An 18,941-nucleotide genomic window follows, 5' to 3' on the forward strand; every position below is an offset into this window, starting at 1 on the left:
TTTGGTGTTTCTCATTTTTGAGCGTGAAAAGATAGTCATTATTGTTTCACCCCGTTAAAATTGATTGATACTTTTTTATTACTAACAACTGTTGACATACAACATAACGTATTGGCATTTATGTCAACGTATCTGCTTTTTACTCAGCCGGAATTTCAAGTGGTTGCCCCTCGGGTAAGGGAACGCCGAAATCAGGCGTTCCATCTTGTTTCCACGTAAACTTTTGTGCACGGGGAGATCGGAGACCACTGCAACCTTGTCCCGGTTTACTATTAGCGTGGTATAAGATCCAGTTTTCTTTTCCATTTGGAGAAACAAAAAAGCAGTTGTGCCCGGGTGCATACACTTTGTTAACCAGTGATTGCTTAAAAACAGGTTCCGGACTTTTTACCCAGGAAGAAGCATCGAGCAAATTCTTATCAATGGTTGTACTCAACATTCCGAGCGCGTAAGTATCAGTCCAGCATGCGCTTGCAGAATAGATCAGGAACAACTTGTTGCCGTGCTGCAAAATCTCAGGACCTTCATTCACATCAATATGCGGCACATCGTTGGGATTATTGAGATCGCCGTTACGTTCCCAGGCGTAGTCAGGCTTGGACAGCAGTGTTCTTTTTCCTTCCACCGTCCAGGGATTTTTCATTGCTGCGATATATATGTTCTGCCGGCCATTGGTATCGCCTTCCCAGCCGGACCAGATAAGATAATGCTTGTTGTTTATTGAAAAAACAGAACCATCGATGGCCCATTTATTGTCCGGAGTCGCAAGTTGCCCTTTCATGTTCCATTCACCACTGAGCGGATCCTGAGATGCGCATTCCAGTACCCACAAACGATGGTGCGTATTATTACCGCTGTCGGCAGCAAAGTACACATACCATTTTCCTTCCAGGTAATGAATTTCAGGCGCCCAAATGTCTTTGGAATAAGGACCAGAAGCAGGCGGCGTCCATACTACTTTATTTTCAGCAGTAGAAAGCGTCGCAATGCTTTTTGTTTTCCAGATAGTAATGTTGTGACCGGTAGTATGGGTATAATAATAAAATCCATCTTTATAGATACACCAGGGATCCGGTCCGGATGGCAATAACGGATTTGTAAAAGTTTGTTTTTTTGCCGAACCAGACTGTGCAGTACAAAGATTTGCGACAAGCATAAGCATGCAGGCAAACAAAAGCGAAATTCTTTTCACGTTGGAGTAATTAGGATGAGACGCTAAGTTAGCATTTGATTAATTGAAAATTGACAATGGATAATTGACAATTTTTTTATTGCGAAAAACAAAATTACAGTTAGATTTTTTCGTGCCCTGCGTATTTTTTTGTTACACAGAGAAACAGCCGGAGGTGAAACAGAGGTGCACGGAGCCTTTGCCACGATTATCTGTCATTTTATTTTTGATTGTGTACACCACATGACATTGAATTGAAAATTGATAATTGAAAATAACGATCCTATTTTTCTAAGTCCAACATTGTCAATTTTCAACTATCAATTTTCAATTGAAGAACTATTTCTTAGGAAAGTCCTTAAACATTTTTGGAATTAGCTTGTGCAGCATTTCCTGCAAAGTGGGTGTTTGCGCTTCTTCGAGTTCACCTGCAGCAGAAGAGCGCCAAACAACTTTCTTATCTTTTGCATCTATCATATCAATAACAAGTGAACCCTGGCGCAGGGTATCAATGTTTATTTTTCCGCCATACACTGCCGGTCTGTTATTTGAGCTGAAGACGTATATTTTTTGCTCCAGATCATAAGGACTGCCATATACCTGCGGATTGTACACAACCAGCTTTTCATCAGTTGCCTCGTATTTTCTGCCAAGCTTTAACGTGTACTGAAAATAGCAATCCGGATGAGCCGTATCCAATACCATTTTTCGCTTGTCCAATTGCTTTACCACTTCCGGCACCAGCTCATTGGTAAACTTTTTCCGGCTCAGCATTTTCGTGAATGCAGTATCTGTGGTAGGCAGATATCCATACGCTTTGTACTTTGAAAAGTTTTCGTCAGAAAGCCGTTCGGTCTTTACATTTTTTGAAGAAGAAGCACAACTGGTAGCGAGCGCTATAATCAGGCAAAGGCAAAAGAATTTCATCAGGTTATATTTATTTGCGGAATAAACTATTCCTTGTATAAATAACCGCTGCCACTAAAAAATGTTCATTTATTCTTGTCGCGATTTTACTTAAACCGCACTCACAGAATCGTATACGATGACTTTCTGCCACAAAGAAGAACACTCTTTGACAAAATTGAGATGAATAGGATCAACCTGGTAACTGTCCTGGTCCGCCTTGTTCTTAAACATCAGCATCCATGAAATGGAATAAGATCTGTCAATAACATCGCGATTGGTGTCAGCCGGCTTTCCGATATAAAATTTCTGAATTGTTTTTACTGTTGATAGTTTTTGTAACCCTTCGATCAGTTTTTTCTTGTCTTCTGCACTTTCAGGATTCTTCAACCAAAAATAGACGTGGTGGATGAATATATCCTTGTCATCCTGCGCTGCGAGCGCCATTGCAGGAGTTGCCAATGCAGCCGCTGCAACGAGGCTGCTTTTGCTTACAAAATTTCTTCTGGATAATTTTGACATGCGGATAGTTTTAGTTTGGTCGTAAATTAATAGGGAAATTCACAGTTTACAAATTAATTTATCGAAAAGCAGTTCTACCACTATTTTAGCAACAATGTGAGAGGAATGAGTTGTTGATCGCGCCATATGTTCAACTGTAACTTTCCTGTCCAGTTATTTTGCTGATATGCATCCATGAGATCCGCCACATTCTTGACAGGTTTATCGCCTGCCTGTCGAATTACATCACTTTTTTGCAACCCTGATGCTGCGAGAACGCCATTGCCGGTTTCAATAACCTGCACGCCATCTTCATCAGGCAATCCCAACGCCGATCGTTCTCCCAAACCTTCTACAGACTTTATCTTCCCTCCCAGCCAACTGACGATGGAGTTTTTATTTCTCTCTTCGCGACCAACCAAAACAGGTAATGGAGCCGGCTTTGCTTTTTGTTTCAGCCATTCGCTTGTTACCCCAAAATTCATCGGGACATTTTTGAATCCACTATTCAATGCTTCATTTGATTTTACGGTATAATCTCCATTCGGTGCATTTGAAAATTCCGGACTGACATAAATACTGTTTTTGTCAGTTCCGTCCTGCCGGGCTTTCGTCAATCCGCCTTCCGTAAGGAAGAAATTATAGTCAACCTGATCGCCCCAGCTATTCATGCCAATGGGAGCATATGCAGTTGAAACTATATTGTGCCTGAATATATCATGACTGTTTGCAAACCATACATGCGGGTGAAAACTATTGTTCAGAATGATATTATTTTCAACGGTTCTGAAAAAACCTTCTCTCAATTTTAAACCTCCATTCAGACAGATATTGTTGTAAATATGATAATTGCTGCTGCCATCATCCAGATCTATATCCCACCCGTGATCACACCTGAAACGGTTGTTGAACAGCGTGACCGGCTCTGTTACATCTAGCAGGATCAATTCCGGGTGAACTGCAACAAGACTATCCATATAATGCCTGTCCGCACTCCAGTAGCGGTCTCGTCCCCATGAATTAAATGCTCCGTGATCACCTGTTTCGAGCACTGTATTAAACACATCATTGGAGGTTATCAAATGCCCTCCCCAACAACCGTCACCAATGTTAATGCCTGACCTGGGAGCATTGTAAATGGTGTTATGATCTACGGTAATTTTTCGTGACATACTTATTTCTACGCCGGCCACCTGCTTTTCTATCATACCTATATCATGCACCAGATTATCCGTAACAAAACATTCCTGCGGAAATTCGTTGGATTTTGGACCGGGAGTTTTATCCATTTCAGCAAATGGTGTAAATTGACTATACTGATTATTGGGAGAACGGACAGCATTCTCATTACCCGCAAACGCAACAGCATTTGCACCGATGTGATGTATATAATTGTGTTCAATGCGGGCTAGTTTATTATAACCGCTAACAAAAACAGCATTGCCGCCAAGCTTTTCAAAGATGTTATTGGTTACAGTGCAGTTTTCTGTTCCACTTAACAATATTGCGCCTCCACGATAGATTGTCCAGTCGCTACGCAACAGCGGCTCCTTCGTTAACATGAACGTTCTGTTTGTACCGGTAAAAACAAGATGTTCAATATGCACATTTTTTTGCGGAGCATTTACTTCTCCTTTTATCTCAATCAGGTTATTCAGCTGAGATCCTTCAACAACCGCTTTTGAAAGATCGGTATGATGAAAAGGAATAACATAAAGGGTGTCGTCGTTATAAAACCATTCGCCCGGTGTATTTAACTCTTCAAAAATATTTTCCACAAACCGGTGTTTTTTGTTCATTGCGGAAGGACGATTATTTTGCCAACCTCCGGTCAATACCAGTGTTGTATCGGAATTTTTATCGGTAACCTTGTAATGAAAGCCGCCCCATTCGCCTTCATGCAAGGCATGTACATAACCTCCGGCAGGATTTTTCCAGCTTTTTACTTTTGCTGGAGATACAGCATCCGCTGCTGTTCCATTGAAAACCCTTGCAGAAGAATCATAGTCCGGATATCGTGCCATGTGATATAACACGTTATTGATAAACAGTTGATCTGCCTGCAAATTTTTTAAGACAGCTTTATATACCTCGCCATCTTTAATCCAGCGCAAGTCAGTCAAAAGTTTCGCTCCGCTTAAGATTACCTTTTCCTGTTGATAGGCGCTGATTGTGAGGTCACACGAAACATTTGAAATCACAATAGTCTCGGCCAGGTGATAAGTACCTGTCCTTATGAAAATATTCACCTTCTTCTTGCCTACCACTCCACGTGACGCGTCTACAGCTTTTTGCAACGATGCAAAAGGTTTCCCGATGCTGCCGCTATTTGCATCGTTTCCATTTTTTGCAACGTAGAATGAAATGTTTTGAGCAGCGAGTAAGCCGGCTAAAAAAATACATAAGAGGAATAAAGTGCCTTTTTTCATATGAACATGAACATTAATCATAGAAAGATATGATCAAAAGAGAAAGCAATTGCAGTGATGTTAATTTACCGTCACTATCGGGTTATTTGCAATAAAAAAAAAGGCGGACACAAATGCGCCCGCCGTTTATAAGATTGAGAAAAACTACTTAGCGACAGAAAATACGTACTCGGTAGTTGAAGTATATTTTTTACCTGGTTCCAACGTCGTTGTCGGAAATGATGGTTGATTTGGAGAATCCGGAAAATGTTGGGTTTCTAAACAAAAAGCAGTTCTGAAATCATCTTTCTTCTGGCCTTTAATATAATTCGTGCCCTGCATAAAGTTTCCTCCGTAAAACTGCACACCCGGCTCAGAAGTAAATACGTCCATCTGTATGCCACTGTTGTCGCCAATTACTTCTGCAGCTTTGTTTAAGCCCGCACCTGCATTCTTATTCAGCACAAAATTGTGATCGTAGCCCTTACCGTATTTGATCTGTATATCTGAAGTATCATTTACCCTGGCACCGATTGTTGTTGGCCTGCGGAAGTCTAAAGGAGTATTTGCAACAGGAACAATTTTACCAACAGGGATCAGCGTAGAATCAACCGGTGTAAAGTTGTCAGCATTTAACTGCAAGGTGTGATTATTGATGGTTCCGCTTCCCTGTCCGTTCAGGTTAAAATAAGAGTGGTTGGTAAGATTTACCACAGTCTTTTTATCGGTGGATATTTCGTAATCAATCTTCACACTTTTATTCCCTGTCGCGGTGTATGTAACTTTTGCAGTAAGTGTGCCGGGATATCCTTCTTCCCCGTCACTGGAAACATAGGTAAGTGCAAGTGTTGAATCATTCACTTGTTGTGCATCCCAAACCTTGCGTGAAAAACCTGTTTTACCGCCATGCAGATGATTTGCACCATTGTTTGTTGCGAGCGTATATTCTTTTCCGTCAAGCTTAAACTTACCTTTGGCTATACGGTTTCCGTAACGGCCAACAATTGCGCCGAAATAAGTATCTCCTCCATTTTCGTATTGTTCAAGTTTCTCCTGTCCAACAACTACATCAGTAGGATTACCTTTTTTGTCGGGCACAACAAGTGACACGATCCTTGCTCCATAGTTGGTTATGGCAATCTCAATACCGTTATTCCTGATCTTATACAAGTTTGTGGCTTTGCCATCAATTGTCTTTTGAAAATCCTTTGCATCTGGTATTGTTGTCTTTGCTGCCACTGCAGAATCCTTCGCCGGCTCCTGGTTCTGTTGACTACCGCTGTTATTACATGCTGCCAGTACTATAATACTGGCTGAAAGCAATGTACCTGGTAAAACTTTCATTATGTATCGAATTTGGTTTTTGAATATTTAGTTTACTTGTATTATTTCATTTTTATCTTAAGCATAGTAAACGAATGGGCCGGAAAATTGTACACAAAGCCGGCTCCATTAATGTTAATTTCCTTTTCTGTTGTTTTGACCTTTTGCTCGTTCACCGTGTTTTCATCATTAATATCACTCGAATTTACTTCATAAACTACAGCCTTTGTGCCAAGTTGACCAAACTGATTGGCGATATTGGTTTCAATTGCCTTATCCTTATGCCTGTTCACAACGTTTATCAACAGCTCCTTTGTTTTTTCATTGTACACAGATGATACATCAAGATAAGGAACCTGCTTAAAGTCACCTGCATCATATGTATCGCATTCAACAAACGGCTGCAATGATTCACCATGACAATTCTCTGAGAACAACTGCAAAGGATAGTAAGTGGTTTGCATCCACAATTTATCGTTGGTTATCATCATCGGCGCTATAACGTTTACAAGCTGTGCAAGATTGGCCATTTTTACAATATCAGCATGACGGATAAAACAGTTCAGGTACATGGCAACAACCAATGCATCCTGCATATTGTAATGTTCTTCCAGTTTTTGTTCGCCGTGCGCCCGGTACCATACATTGTATTCATCAAAAGCTATGTATATCGGTCTCTGAACACGATACCTTGTTTTCACTTCTTTTATCATGCCTTTTGTAATATCAATGATATTATCTACCCTTGATGTAATGGCCATGAACTTATAGTGATCCTTATCGTAGTTACCGGAATAATGATGCAGTGATATGTAATCAATCTGATCACGCAGGCTTGTCAATACAGTCCGGTTCCAGTTCATCCAATCAGAACCGTAGTTGCTTGAACCTGATGCTATCAGCTTAATACTGTTATCGGACCATTTCATCAACTTTGCTGCCTCCAGCGCCTTTTTGCTGTAGTCTTCTGCATTCATATGCCCCATTTGCCACTCACCATCCACTTCATTACCTAATCCCCAATACTTCACATTATAGGGTTCTGGATGTCCGTTCTTAGCACGCAGATCTGAATAATATAACCCGGTCGGAGCATTGCAATATTCCACCCAGTTACGGGCTTCATCCAATGTACCTGTTCCCATATTCACACATACGTAAGGAGCAACATTAGCAGCTTTCGCAAACTGCATGAACTCATCTGTACCAACCTGGTTGGTTTCTATATCGCCCCATGCAAGATCCTTTCTTTTGGGTCTTTGTTCTTTAGCCCCAATCCCATCCATCCAATGATAACCTGAAACAAAGTTTCCACCCGGCCAGCGGACAATACTCACACCCATCTTTTTAGTGGCATCTATTACATCTTTCCTGAAACCATCCATATTTGCCATAGATGATTTCGGATCATAGATACCACCATAAATACAACGACCAAGGTGTTCTGTAAAGTTGCCGTACAACAGCGAGTCTATACTGCCGTTTTTTCGCTCAGTATCAATCTTTATTCTTGCCTTTAGTGTTTGGGACTGAGCAGAGACAACTGCCAATAAGGCTACCAGGAAAATTACTTTTTTCATGCGATTAAGTTTTGAGTTGCAATTGCTACCAGAACTTGCTGAAAAAGTTTTTGTGAAGCGCGGAATTCTGGCACGCAATATTAAATGTCTAATATACATTTATTATTCAAAACTTTCATCTGATTGGAAAATATTGATTTATACTATTTATGAACAAACCCTGCATCACTTAATCTCAGGCATAAAGTAGTCAAACGGACTATTCCTGTCGCAGGAAAGTGTTCCCTCTTTCAAAACCAATTCAGCAACCTGTATGGAGGATCGTCTGATGGAATATGGATATATGCCCTCGCTGTTCATTTCCGCCTCGGAATGTTTTTTTCTCCCAGGATGAGTGAAATAGTAGATATATGCCTTATCGCCAACTACAACTACATCACCATGAGCACCGCTGGGTGTGTCTTCCGGTCGTGCAGACGGTCCATCCAGAATGAGTCCTTGTTTTTCCCAGTTGCTTGCATCCTTTGATCGATACACGCGCATGCCATGCCACTCATCCGTGATCATCCAGTAATAATCTTTATAAAAAAATATTTTGGGTCCTTCCTGAGCAGTTCCGCTGATGGCAGGTTTCTCCATTACTTTCCAGCTTTTCAGATCCTTACTTTCCGCGACCATTGTTGCTGAACCTTTTGTTTCATCTTTATACCACATGCGCCAGGTTTTGTCTGGCATTTGAAAAAGCGATGCATCAATCACTTTCTCTGAGGAAAGTGTGACAAATCCTTCGAATTTCCAATCCCACAAATTCGCGCTGGTATAATGCGCCATGCGTGCACTGCCGCCCCAGTGATTGTGTACCCCTTGTATGTACGCCACAAACATGTGATACGTATTGTTGAAGTAAACGACATCCGGCGCCCAGAAGGTGTTCCTCCCCTTTTCAAATTCAAGTTTTAAAGCGCCCCGGTATACCCAGCTTTTGCCATTATCTGATGAAGCAGCAATGCCGATGTCCGAACCATAGCAATAAGATACATCTGGTCCATCAACATTTGCTCTTCGCTGAGTGTATAGCATCCACCAGCTTTTCTCCTGCCGGTTCCAGACAATAACCGGGTCTGCAGCTCCGTCATAGATCGGGTCTCTGTAAAGCGGAGCATCAGCTTTATGGATTGTGTTTGTAGATTGTGCTATTGCTGTTTGAAAAATAGCAATGCAACTAAACAATATGGCGAGCTTATACATGTTTGGTTGTTTTACGTGAGTATCATCAAAGTTAATGACACGTATCTATAAGACGAGCGGCATTAAGCCTCTATACTATCTCTTTATAAAAAATGGCGGCATTTAAATTTGTCTCAACTTAAATACCGCCACATATATCTTTTTTAATTATCCACTAGCAACTACTCAACAAGCGCTGTCGGCTGTTTTGAGATGCAAAAAAGTGTTTCTCACTTCTATAGCCGGAAAAGCAGGTCTCATTTATCGGTCCGCCACTTTTGACTTTTACTTTGGTCCACGCCTTAAACCTGATACCTGATACCTAAAACCTTATACCTCACACCTCACTCCTCACCCCTTCAACACCTGGCTGCCATCTTCAATCTTCGCAATGTATACCTTCAGGTCTTTGTTCATATGCTGTTTATATGCTTTTGCAACATCTTCTACCAATGCATCAATACGATCTTCTTTTACCAGGTTAATTGTGCAGCCGCCAAAGCCGCCACCCATCATTCTTGCACCAACAACGGCTGGATTATCTCTTACATAATCTACTAAAAAGTCAAGTTCTTTACAGCTCACCTCGTAGAGTTTACTTAAACCGTCGTGTGTTTCAAACATTTTTTTGCCAAATGCAACTATATCGTTGTTTTCAAGATCATTACATGCAGCCAATAAACGAGCATTCTCATCAACAACATATCTGCAACGGTTATAGATCAGATCATCATTTGGCTTTACATATTTATCTAACATTTCAACGTTAACGTCGCGAAGACTTTTAACTTCCGGATGATCTTGTTGTATAAATGAAAGGCCTTTCTCACATTGCATCCTGCGAACATTGTATTCGGATGAAGCGAGGGAATGATGCACATTTGTATCCAGCAGAACAACTTTATAGCCATCCATTTGCAAAGGTTCATACACGTATTCCAGTGAACGGCAATCCAATCTTATAACATGGTTATGTTTGCCGAACACGCTCGCAAACTGATCCATGATCCCGCATTGTACACCTGCAAATTCATGTTCTGCTTTTTGAGCCATTTTTACAAGTGTTTGCTTATCAAAACCAGCCTGAAAAAATGTATTTAATGCAAAAGCTGTAGCGCACTCTACGGCAGCAGAAGATGAAAGGCCGGCCCCAATAGGAACATCTGCAGTTAGCGCGGCGTCAAAACCTTTTAATGCAAATCCTTTCTTTCTGAATTGTTCAACAACCCCTAAGATGTAGTTGGGCCAGGATTTGGATGTCTGCCTGGCAACGGAATGTATATCAGTTATAAAATGATCATTCAGGTCTATTGAATGCAAATGAATCTCTTCATCTGCACGCGGAGTTAAAGCTATATATGCAGCTTTATCGATTGCGGCCGGTAAAACAAATCCGTTATTGTAGTCGGTATGCTCACCTATAAGATTGATGCGTCCCGGAGAACAGGCAACAATTGTCTCGTTTTGAATAAAGGTTTCGAGTGACACAGGAATTTTTCTCTGTGTGGTGCGGGCCAATGATAGTTCTTCTGTCGCGTTACTGCTCACGTTTAATTATTTAGGTTGTGTATATGTTATATCGCACATGTTGACAGCTACAGGGTATTTAAAGCATTCAAAGATAGGAAGTCTCCTTACTCTCCATTGTAGCCAAAAAGTTATATTGTCTATTTTTTCCCTGTAAGGGATTTAATAAATTGAATCTCTTTAGAATCGAACGGTGTTCCATCCGGTCTGAAAATATCATGGAACCAAACCGGCGGTTCTGCCCCACTGGGAATTGGTGTATCCCAGGCATACATTGTATTGGTTTTGCCGGCAACCAGTCCCCAGTTGATAGCAGCAATGTTTTCTTTCTTCAATACCGGCATAATGTTAAAGAACTTACTACCCCTTAAACGCGCCATATATTCTGTGCAGATCAACGGACGATTGTAAGGTTTCAATGTATCAATACATGCCTGGTGCCCTTTTTCATCTTCATAGTTGTGATAGGTTATCACGTCTGAAGCTGCCAACTGATATGTGTTCAAATCTGTGAGTGGCTTGCTCCAAACGCCCGCAGATAAAGGTTGAGACGGATTTACCTGTCGGCCCCAGGAAAACACGCTTTTTAGCAAAGGCAGGCTTTTGTTACCATAGCCTGAATTGCCGGGCTCGTTATACAGATCCCACAACAAAATCCTTTTATCATTCTTAAAAGTCGTCATAATGTCTTTTACATATTTCTCCAGCAAGGTTACAAGTGAAGGATCATCATAAATTAACTTGCCCGGATCTCTAAGCCAGCCGGAGTTATGAATACCTTTCTTAGGCTCCGGTTGTTTACCGGCTTTATAACTTTCATTCCAGCAATCATCAAAAAACACAAACATGGTTACAATATGATGCTTGTCCGCAATGCTCAAATATTCATTGATGCGTTTTTTAAATCCCGTTGCATCTTCCTGCCATGCTACGTGATGCAAAAACACACGCATACAGTTTAAGCCGATTGATTCAGCATATCCCAACTCCTTGTCAATTGTTGCAGGATCAAATGTCGGCGCCTGCCACATCTCCAATTGATTGATAGCTGAGCTTGGTATAAAATCACAGCCGCGCAACCAGCCCCATTGTTTGTACCACTCATTTGCTTTTTGCACAGACCAAACTCCGCGTTCATCCTGAGCAGAGCCTGTTAACGCGATGCATCCACTCAGTAATAAAAAAAAGACAATCTTTTTCATGTTCATTTTTTTAAAAGAATATCCAACACTATCATAAACCGTTTGTTGTTAAGTGGTTTAATTAGATTTATTCAGTGCGGATATTCTCATAAGTTTTAGTTTTTTCTCTTTTAAAAAGGAAGCACATTGTATACTATGATTAGTTAAATGGAGGCTTCCTTTACTTTTTTAATGCTAACTTAAAACCATAATTGCTGTAAAAATATTTGCCGCTATTCCACAACGGGAAATGCTGTTATTCTCAATCTTGCTGCACCCATTGGCACCAGCGTAATATCATCTTCCTTACTGTTAACTTTTACCGGGCTTTGTGGCAACACACCGCACAAACCATATTGATCTATTTTCCAATCCTCAATTATCTTTCCTTTTGCTTTTATTTCCAATGGAACACTTTCTAATGTAAATGGAAAATTATTTGCTGGCCAGCTCTTCTTAACTACTTTAAACTGCGTTGCAGGATTACTGTTATTCAAGACAAGTCCGTAGTTCCAGTTTGAAGCCGGATAAATCTCGAATGACGGCCATTTGGATGGATCCGCTGAAGCCTGCCATTTAGAATCGCCAATTGCAGAAGCTTTACTATCCATTTGTTTGTAGTCTTCTTTTATTTTAAGAGAGAATATAAGCGGTCCATAATTTACACTCGCGCTGTTTTTATTCCGTTCCCATTTCTTAACAGAAACTTCCATGGGAAGCACAAGCTCTACAACATCTTTATCATTCCACGTTCTTTCAATGCGTGTATATGCTCCGGGTTTGTTTTCTGACTTCACAACTTTGCCATTAATTGATAGTGTTGCGTTGTTGCACCATGCCGGTATGCGCAGGTACAATGGGAAGGATGCTCCTTTGGCTACATTCACCTGTATTTTAATGTGCTCATCAAACGGATAATTTGTTTCCTGTTTAAGTGTTACTTTTTCACCAGAACCAACAGTTGCAGTCACTTCGTTTGTTCCATACAGCATGTCAACCAGGCCATTATCCGGTGTAGCCATCCACATATATTCTGCATAGTAAGGCCACCCCTGTGCATGATTGTGTTGACAGCATCTGCTGCTGAAAGGATTCATCATCAGGAACGGACCATCATTCTGTATGCCTGGCGCATGATTCTTACTATCACTCAACACCATATTAGGAGCAGTTAAATACCGCAGCGCTTTAAAGTCGGGCATAACTGCCGCCGGGTATGTGTTGAATGCAACATCTTCACAATTATCAGCCCAGAAAACATCACCTGTAATACCGGCCAAGATTTCATCGCTGGCCATTTGTTCTACCATACCGCAGGTTTCAACAGCCTGTCGCGGATCATCATATCCCTTGCGTGCATTTTCATCAGCACCGAACATTCCGCCCGGCACTTGTCCGTACAAATTCCTGATAATATGAAAGTCGTTATAAGTGGCTGCCAGGTGATCAGGGTTTTTCGATTGCAGGTAATAAGTTGCCGGCTCTCTGAAACATTGTGCAATGTTCACATTATGCCAGTTAGGCAAATTATCTTTCTGCATCCAGTTCGCAGTATTGCGATGAATTTTTTCAGCAAGATCCAAAAGCCAGGATTCACCGGTGCGGTTATACAGCCAATAAATACTATAAAGATTATCTCCTCCACGGCTGTTTTCCCAATAAATTTTTAAAAGCTTTTCATCTGGCACAGTTGATTGCCATTTGAAGTATTTAGTGATGAAGGGAATAACTCTTGCATCCTGAGTGTACTCGTAATAAGATTGCATGCACCATAACATGATCATATTCGGCCAGAGGTCGGGCGTTGCGCCTTTATTATCCTGATGCTGACTTTCTACAATGGCAGGGCCGAAATAACCGTTGGGTTGCTGGCTTTCAAAAGCTTTATCGAGCCATAATCTGGTTTCTTTAATGATGGCATCATCATGAAGTACATAACCTAAATCTCCATAGCCCTTTAGCCAGTAAGGCACTTCTTCCCAACCATGATCGCCGGTACCGTTACCGCTGAACCATGCATTGTTTTTTTTATCCAGCCAGGCGCTGATTTCTCCCAGATGTCCAGTAAGACCATCTCTCTGCAGTTCAAGATATTTTTTAACCCATCCTCCGGGCGTTATTGCCCCGATGGGCAATTTTGTGAAGTTTGACGATTGAAGCGGAGCCTTATTGGAAATGTAAAATGCATTGGTTGTTAACGTTGAAGGCCTGGCAACGGAAGATATTTTAGCGTTGTTATCTACCCTCCAATAAATAAGCAGGAAGGATAAGAGAACCAAACAAATGAAACCTACACTATTTTTCATGGCATAACGCGGGGTTAAATAAAAATGGCTTATGCAAACGTTTACTTATTTAGCTGTCGCTCCTTTGCTTACAGAGGGAAAATCAAATGAAAGCAATTCAATGCAATCGTTTACGTTGTAAATATAAAAAAACGATTTTTTAAAACCCAAATTTTTCTTTATTCCTAAAAAAAATGCTGGCGGTCCGCCAGCATTTTCAATTATTTAAACCTCAGTTAACCAAAATCTATTTCAGTATTATCTCCGATATTAAGGCTTCTGCTTAATCCCTTAACGCTGGCATCACTACCTATAAGCGAATTATCAATAACTACTTCGTAAAGGTTGGTGTAAGAGCCGATAATACTGTCACGCACAATTGAGTATTGGATGGTGGTGTTGGCTCCTACGGATACATGCGGTCCCAAAATCGCATTTTTAAGCACACAACCGGGCCCTATGCTCACCGGGGGAATAAGAATTGAGTTTTCCGATTCCAGGCTCTCATGAATATGCCCACCAAATTTCTTCAGGAGTGTTGCATTGCTTTCGAGCAATGTCTCTTTCTTTCCGCAGTCAAACCAGTTTTTTACTTTAAAGGCTTTAAAACTCGCGCCGCGCTTTATCATACAATCCAGGGCATCTGTAAGATTGTATTCGCCGTAACTCTTGATGTTCTGGGCAAATAAATGGTGAAGGCATTCAAACAAAAAATGGGTCTCACGTATTTTATAAAGTCCCACCAAAGCCATATTGCTTTTAGGAATGGCTGGTTTTTCTACAACATGTTCAATAAATCCTTCGTCGCTTATTTCCGCAACACCGAAAATCCGGGGATCATCAACCTTCTTTACTCCGAGCATGCTGAAAGGACTGTTGATTACTTCCTTTACATCATACTCGCAAATGGTATCACCCAATACGACAAAAACCTCATCGTTACCAACAAGGCTTTTAGTTAATTCAATTGCATGGCCCGTTCCCTGCCTTTCATTCTGATACACAAAATGACAGGTAAGGTGTGGATAAGTTTGCTTTACATATTCCTGTATCTTCTCGCCCAGGTATCCAACGATAAAAATAAATTCCTGGATCCCTGCCTCATTTAACTGATCTACAATAAAACTTAATATTGTTTTACCTGCAATTGGAATAAGTGCTTTTGGCTGTGTATATGTATGTGGTCGAAGTTTAGCGCCCGCCCCGGCCACAGGTATAATTGCTTTCATGGAGGTTACCCTTTTAATTTATCATCCTTCAATTGTCATGCTAACACTTTATAAAGGCGGCGTGAAAATAGTAAAATCTTTTTTTTATACAAGTTTTGTGGGTAATTCGTACGTAAATAAGGAAATTTAAGCAGTTTTAACACGCGTTTCTACCAAACAGTGCTAACTTGTATGCATCGTCTAAATTGACTAAAAATGATGACCTTGCTAAGAAAATATATGATTGTTCCAGCCCTTTGCATGATAACGGCTGGCACTTTTGCCCAGGAACCGGGCGCAAAAAAAATTGCCGATCAGGGCAATGAAAAGGGTGAAAAGAAATTGCAGCAGAAAGAAGCGGCACAGCAATTAAAGGAAAAACCTGCTAAAGTTTCAGATTCTACTCATAAAGCAGCAATGCACGGTAAGAAGACTTGCGGAATTAAGAAAAATTGAAGAAGAGCTTAAAGCCCAAAGCGTAAAGCCTAAAACTGAAAAGGTCGCGATAAGAATATTCCATAGATTATAAAATGAAGGCCGGAATTGAACTTTCAATTCCGGCCTTTTTATTGTTGAGCTAAATGCTTCCGCTTTCAATTATCCCCGCCTGAACGACTTCAGTCGGGCAGGAATTTTCAATTTTCAATTTCTCCTCGCCATTTTCCCTTTCTCTACAAACGATCCTGAAAATTTCCGGGCAGTAAGCTGCTTGTAAGCCACGTCATAAGGTTTCTGCCTGGCAAGTGCTCTTCTGTTTGATTCATCCGAAAAATTCGGTCCGCCTTTTCTGCCAAATGTGCCATTACTGATATAATACAACGCTGTACCCAGGCATGGCTCAGTAACATCTCCCCAGCTTTTATTAACCCCGTCCGCAACGAGCTTGTCAGGAACAAATCCCGAATAATAATCGCCTACATTCTGACTATTAACTGTTTTGAACGAAATGGGATAGATAGAATAATTAAATATATCTATCGGGAAAAAACCAACAGGTTTGCCATATGTTGTGTCGCCTACAAGCTTCACATCCATATAAGGGCGCAGGTTATTGATGAGCAATTCGCTGGCAGACGCCGAGCTGCCGCTAACGATAAAAAATACACGCGTTAAACCGGTTATAGCACCTGCTTTTTCAAAATTCACCACATTATTGGCCTGGGTAAAAATGTCTGTTGGATATTGATTATAAGGATCCTTCCTGTACAGCAACGGATATTTTCCAGCCTGTAAGGAATCGTTATATATGTAAGTGTACATTTTCTTGCCATTGGCTGAAGCCGGAGCGATCAGGTTGGCTAAAGTATCTTGTGTTGCAGTAGAGCCACCGCGGTTATATCTTAAATCAACAATCAGGTCGTTAATTCCTGCAGCAGCGAAGTCGTTAAATGCGTTAGCTAGTTCGTTGCGGGACGTTTGACCGAAGAACTGATTAAATACAAGATATCCAATCTTATGCGTCTGCGCGTTATCAGATAAAACGTTTTCATACAACACCGAATTTGCCGTGTAATTGGCATAGTTAAGGGTTGATGTAGTAGTTGTTCCATCTGGCTTTGTGAATTCAAACGTAGCACTGGTAGCTGTGCCAAAAAAGGTATTGTTTAAAATATCAATGCTGGCATTGTCGTACGCTATCGGCGTGTTATTTATCTTACTAACATACCAACCGCGCTCAACCCCTGCGATACCGGCCGGGGATTTGTCGTACACATAATTTACAAACCAATATACAGAATCAACGGGCTCTGCCCTATCAAGAGATGCTGCTTTTACAAGAAAACCGAAATCATTGCTGGTGCCGGTTTGCAGCCCCTCAGACTCCGCGTTGGTTGTCACAAAACTATATCTGTCAAGTGGCTGGTACGCTCGGATAGCATCCATTTCGTTTGTAGCAGCTTCCTCATCCGTCGCACCGGTATAACCGCGCGGGTTAAACACATCGTATGACGGAATTACCTCGTGCCAAAAGTAAACTTCCTTTGTGTAGAGATATACAGAATCCTTGAGCAGGTCGCTTTGGCTTGGGGTGCCATTTCCGGTTGTATCAGTACCAGATCCTCCGCTGTCATTCAGCTCCTTCTGACAAGAAAAGAGCGATGAAAAACAAACTGCCACGATGATTAGCAAAAAGGCGTTTCTCATATTCTGATTTTATTTATGCTATAATAACGAAAAACCGAAGGCTTATTGTTGCATACAAGGTAAAAAACCGATTTTTGTAGATCAATATTAATTATTCTGATACACAATTTACTATGAACATCGCACAATTTATAGATCATACCATATTAAAACCAACTACTCTAATAAAAGATATTGAAAAGGTGTGTAATGATGCTTTACAATATAAATTTTGTGCGGTCTGTATTCCTCCTCCACTCATAAAAACCGCGAGGAATTTTCTAGAGGGAAGCAATATTAAAGTCGCGACCGTAATCGGATTCCCGTTTGGTTATTCGGCGGTCGAGGCAAAAATTGCTGAAATAGTGCTCGCAATGGTGGATGGTGCTGATGAGCTGGATATTGTTATCAATCTTGTAGCCCTTAAAAACAATGACTGGACTTATCTCGCCAACGAAATAAACCACATAATGCCCGTTATCAAAAGCAAACAGAAAACGGTGAAAATTATTATTGAAAGCGGCGTGTTAACAGATGAGGAAATTATTAAATGTTGCGAACTCTACGGAGCTGCAGGAATTGATTATTTAAAAACATCTACAGGCTATGCGGAAAAGGGAGCAACGGTGGAAGCTGTAAAATTAATGCGCGCCCATCTGCCCGAACATATACAAATAAAAGCATCCGGCGGAATCCGGGATTATGCCTTTGCCAAAGAATTGATAGACGCCGGAGCAACAAGGTTGGGCTGTAGTGCAAGCGTGGCCATAGCCCAGGGAGAAAGTGCGGGCGCGGGCGGGTATTAAAAAATAAAAATTCAAAAGTAGAAAGTAAAAAAATCTGGAGAACCGGACCTGCTATCAAAAGCACTACAATCTTCAAATCGACAATTGGAATAAATTTGCTTCAATACCGAGCTGCAATTATTCTCGTTTTTTTTCGTTACGCTGACGGGCCATTGGTAAATGTTCTAGTGCGCGCTGTTTTTTGAATTTTACTTTTGAATTTTGACTTTCGATCCTGGTCTGAATTTTTAGTTTCCCTTTTGGCTTTTGGTTAATACTTTTTGAAGATTAGAATTGTAAATTTGTTCGCCGCTAATGTCACTCATAAAAGCAATTAATATATGAAATCTGCTGTATTTATATGTTTTCTGTTGTTTGTATGTTTTACTGTTAGCGCAGCTGATTCAATTGTAATCAAGAAAGATCCCCGCCTTGACATTCTTTCTGCAAGGCAGGTCTCAATTAATAAATTTACATCTAAAATGACCAGCGCAGGGTTGTATAAAGGATACCGCCTGCAGGTGTTAAATACCCGAAGCAGGGAAGATGCTTTTAAAATGAAGGCTGATTTGCTGCGCCAATATCCTGATCAAAAAACTTATATGTTTTTCCAGTCTCCTTATTTTAAAGTAAGGTTTGGAAACTTTACAGAAAGAAGTGATGCCGAGCGATATAAGAAGGAATTAAGCCTGATATATCCGCAGGGTATTTACGTTATTGAAGATGCTATAGAACTTTCATCAATAGAATAAACTTTCCTGCCACCAACAGGTGA

General features: G+C 40.9%; 15 protein-coding genes. 3 read left to right on the forward strand and 12 right to left on the reverse strand.

Going from position 1 to position 18,941, the window contains the following annotated elements:
- Positions 1-139: 139 nt before the first annotated feature.
- The 11 genes from QTN47_RS10255 to QTN47_RS10305 form a co-directional block, all read right to left on the reverse strand.
- Complete coding sequence (locus QTN47_RS10255; RefSeq protein ID WP_369329269.1) at positions 140-1,192, reverse strand: glycoside hydrolase family 43 protein; 1,053 nt, start codon at positions 1,190-1,192, stop codon at positions 140-142.
- A 318-nt stretch (positions 1,193-1,510) separates the two neighbouring features.
- Positions 1,511-2,098, reverse strand: a complete 588-nt coding sequence (locus QTN47_RS10260; protein ID WP_369329270.1) for a DUF4136 domain-containing protein — start codon at positions 2,096-2,098, stop codon at positions 1,511-1,513.
- Between the two features lie 90 nt (positions 2,099-2,188).
- Positions 2,189-2,599 carry a Dabb family protein gene (locus QTN47_RS10265; protein ID WP_369329271.1) on the reverse strand — a complete coding sequence of 137 codons (411 nt, stop codon included), beginning with the start codon at positions 2,597-2,599 and terminating at the stop codon, positions 2,189-2,191.
- Between the two features lie 80 nt (positions 2,600-2,679).
- Positions 2,680-5,007, reverse strand: a complete 2,328-nt coding sequence (locus QTN47_RS10270; protein WP_369329272.1) for a right-handed parallel beta-helix repeat-containing protein — start codon at positions 5,005-5,007, stop codon at positions 2,680-2,682.
- A gap of 144 nt (positions 5,008-5,151) precedes the next feature.
- Positions 5,152-6,330: an aldose epimerase family protein gene (locus QTN47_RS10275; RefSeq protein WP_369329273.1), complete on the reverse strand. Its 1,179-nt coding sequence runs from the start codon at positions 6,328-6,330 to the stop codon at positions 5,152-5,154.
- Between the two features lie 41 nt (positions 6,331-6,371).
- A complete protein-coding gene (locus QTN47_RS10280) occupies positions 6,372-7,889 on the reverse strand; it encodes an alpha-N-arabinofuranosidase (protein ID WP_369329274.1) in 1,518 nt (505 codons plus the stop codon).
- Positions 7,890-8,054: 165 nt separating this feature from the next.
- Positions 8,055-9,077 (reverse strand): family 43 glycosylhydrolase, encoded by a 1,023-nt coding sequence (locus tag QTN47_RS10285; RefSeq protein WP_369329275.1) that lies wholly within the window; start codon positions 9,075-9,077, stop codon positions 8,055-8,057.
- A gap of 330 nt (positions 9,078-9,407) precedes the next feature.
- Positions 9,408-10,604, reverse strand: coding sequence for a galactokinase (locus tag QTN47_RS10290; protein WP_369329276.1), 1,197 nt, complete (start codon positions 10,602-10,604; stop codon positions 9,408-9,410).
- Positions 10,605-10,723: 119 nt separating this feature from the next.
- Positions 10,724-11,785 carry a glycoside hydrolase 5 family protein gene (locus QTN47_RS10295; protein WP_369329277.1) on the reverse strand — a complete coding sequence of 354 codons (1,062 nt, stop codon included), beginning with the start codon at positions 11,783-11,785 and terminating at the stop codon, positions 10,724-10,726.
- 212 nt (positions 11,786-11,997) lie between these two features.
- A complete protein-coding gene (locus tag QTN47_RS10300) occupies positions 11,998-14,070 on the reverse strand; it encodes a beta-L-arabinofuranosidase domain-containing protein (RefSeq protein ID WP_369329278.1) in 2,073 nt (690 codons plus the stop codon).
- Between the two features lie 215 nt (positions 14,071-14,285).
- On the reverse strand, positions 14,286-15,278 hold the full coding sequence (locus tag QTN47_RS10305; RefSeq protein WP_369329279.1) for a sugar phosphate nucleotidyltransferase: 993 nt from the start codon (positions 15,276-15,278) through the stop codon (positions 14,286-14,288).
- 195 nt (positions 15,279-15,473) lie between these two features.
- Between QTN47_RS10305 and QTN47_RS10310 the strand changes: the two genes are divergently transcribed.
- Positions 15,474-15,713 (forward strand): hypothetical protein, encoded by a 240-nt coding sequence (locus QTN47_RS10310; RefSeq protein ID WP_369329280.1) that lies wholly within the window; start codon positions 15,474-15,476, stop codon positions 15,711-15,713.
- Positions 15,714-15,899: 186 nt separating this feature from the next.
- Here QTN47_RS10310 and QTN47_RS10315 read toward each other — a convergent pair whose 3' ends face one another.
- Positions 15,900-17,402: a S41 family peptidase gene (locus tag QTN47_RS10315; RefSeq protein ID WP_369329281.1), complete on the reverse strand. Its 1,503-nt coding sequence runs from the start codon at positions 17,400-17,402 to the stop codon at positions 15,900-15,902.
- Between the two features lie 113 nt (positions 17,403-17,515).
- On the opposite strand from QTN47_RS10315, the gene deoC reads away from it, so the two are divergent.
- Both deoC and QTN47_RS10325 read left to right on the forward strand, forming a co-directional pair.
- Entirely contained in the window at positions 17,516-18,187 is a 672-nt protein-coding gene (gene deoC / locus QTN47_RS10320; protein ID WP_369329282.1) for a deoxyribose-phosphate aldolase, read from the forward strand.
- Positions 18,188-18,507: 320 nt separating this feature from the next.
- Positions 18,508-18,918: an SPOR domain-containing protein gene (locus QTN47_RS10325; protein ID WP_369329283.1), complete on the forward strand. Its 411-nt coding sequence runs from the start codon at positions 18,508-18,510 to the stop codon at positions 18,916-18,918.
- The last annotated feature ends 23 nt before the right edge of the window (positions 18,919-18,941 follow it).

Source organism: Danxiaibacter flavus, assembly GCF_041060425.1.
GTDB lineage: Bacteria > Bacteroidota > Bacteroidia > Chitinophagales > Chitinophagaceae > Danxiaibacter > Danxiaibacter flavus.

Bases quoted from the DNA above. Each gene is read 5' to 3' on its own strand.
- QTN47_RS10300 (WP_369329278.1), bottom strand. From the start codon at position 14,070: ATGAAAAATAGTGTAGGTTTCATTTGTTTGGTTCTCTTATCCTTCCTG.
- QTN47_RS10265 (WP_369329271.1), bottom strand. From the start codon at position 2,599: ATGTCAAAATTATCCAGAAGAAATTTTGTAAGCAAAAGCAGCCTCGTT.
- QTN47_RS10310 (WP_369329280.1), top strand. From the start codon at position 15,474: ATGATGACCTTGCTAAGAAAATATATGATTGTTCCAGCCCTTTGCATG.
- QTN47_RS10270 (WP_369329272.1), bottom strand. From the start codon at position 5,007: ATGAAAAAAGGCACTTTATTCCTCTTATGTATTTTTTTAGCCGGCTTA.
- QTN47_RS10305 (WP_369329279.1), bottom strand. From the start codon at position 15,278: ATGAAAGCAATTATACCTGTGGCCGGGGCGGGCGCTAAACTTCGACCA.
- QTN47_RS10280 (WP_369329274.1), bottom strand. From the start codon at position 7,889: ATGAAAAAAGTAATTTTCCTGGTAGCCTTATTGGCAGTTGTCTCTGCT.
- QTN47_RS10285 (WP_369329275.1), bottom strand. From the start codon at position 9,077: ATGTATAAGCTCGCCATATTGTTTAGTTGCATTGCTATTTTTCAAACA.
- QTN47_RS10315 (WP_369329281.1), bottom strand. From the start codon at position 17,402: ATGAGAAACGCCTTTTTGCTAATCATCGTGGCAGTTTGTTTTTCATCG.
- deoC (WP_369329282.1), top strand. From the start codon at position 17,516: ATGAACATCGCACAATTTATAGATCATACCATATTAAAACCAACTACT.
- QTN47_RS10275 (WP_369329273.1), bottom strand. From the start codon at position 6,330: ATGAAAGTTTTACCAGGTACATTGCTTTCAGCCAGTATTATAGTACTG.
- QTN47_RS10325 (WP_369329283.1), top strand. From the start codon at position 18,508: ATGAAATCTGCTGTATTTATATGTTTTCTGTTGTTTGTATGTTTTACT.
- QTN47_RS10260 (WP_369329270.1), bottom strand. From the start codon at position 2,098: ATGAAATTCTTTTGCCTTTGCCTGATTATAGCGCTCGCTACCAGTTGT.
- QTN47_RS10295 (WP_369329277.1), bottom strand. From the start codon at position 11,785: ATGAAAAAGATTGTCTTTTTTTTATTACTGAGTGGATGCATCGCGTTA.